The organism is Paenibacillus sp. CCS19 (genome assembly GCF_033239625.1).
Lineage (GTDB): Bacteria > Bacillota > Bacilli > Paenibacillales > Paenibacillaceae > Paenibacillus_T.
The window spans coordinates 1-1,041 of sequence record NZ_BTCK01000101.1 but is presented as its reverse complement, the minus strand read 5'-3'; the positions used below and the strand labels follow the sequence as shown (position 1 = coordinate 1,041).

Genomic DNA, 1,041 nt, shown 5'->3' with positions numbered 1-1,041 from the left:
TGCGAACACCGGCGAAAAATCACAATTGTTCGTTGACTACGAGCGGCTCAAGAAGCTGGAAGAAATGAACCGTGAGCTGCAAGAGGAAAACGAGATCCTAAAAAAGGCGATGCACTTCTTCACCAAAAACCGAGACTGATTTACGCATTTATTCGTAAACACCGCTTCCAGTTTCGTGTTGAGAAGATGTGCAAAGTAATGGGAGTTTCCCGAAGCGGTTATTACAAATGGGTGAAGCGTAAACCAAGTGGTCAGGAAAAGCTTCGTATGAAGCGAATGAAGCGCATTAAACATCACTTCTATGCCTTCAAGAAACGATACGGCAGCGATAAAATCGCAGCCAAATTACGCGAGGAGAAAGACACTATTGCGACAAAGACTGTAGCCTGCTTGATGAAAGAAATGGGCCTACGCTCTTGTACCGTGAAGAAATACAAAGCAACAACTAACTCGAAACATAATCAACCGGTTTATGATAACGTGCTGAATCGTAACTTTAATGTGTTGGCACCGAACAAAGTGTGGGTCACAGACATTACGTACATCGGGACCTCTCAAGGCTGGGTGTATCTTGCAAGTGTAATGGACCTATACTCGCGTAAAATCGTCGGTTGGTCGCTTGGTGATCGAATGACGAAAGAGCTGGTACTGGAGGCTTTCGACAAAGCATGTGCACGTCAGAAACCACCACCAGGACTGATACACCACTCTGACCGAGGCTCGCAGTATGCTTCAACAGAGTACCGCGATCGACTGGTCGGACACGAGATGATTGGCAGCATGAGCCGCAAAGGAAATTGTTACGACAACGCATGTATTGAGTCTTTTCACAGCGTAATTAAGAAAGAACTCGTGTACCAAACAAAATTTAAAACCCGCAAACAGGCATACGACGCGATCTACGAGTACATTGAGCTGGAGTACAACCGCATTCGCATTCATTCTTCTATTGGGTATCTAACTCCACATTTGTGTGAAAAGAGATACTACGAGCAACTACAGGTCAGCTAAATTTGTGTCTACTTTCTTGACAGGGATCCA

The 1,041-nt window shown here is 45.1% G+C and carries 1 pseudogene; it reads left to right on the top strand.

Features of this window, described 5'->3' with window-relative positions:
- Positions 1-111: 111 nt before the first annotated feature.
- Positions 112-1,011 (top strand): annotated as a pseudogene (locus SBI19_RS29350) (IS3 family transposase); the annotation flags it as partial.
- Positions 1,012-1,041 lie beyond the last annotated feature (30 nt).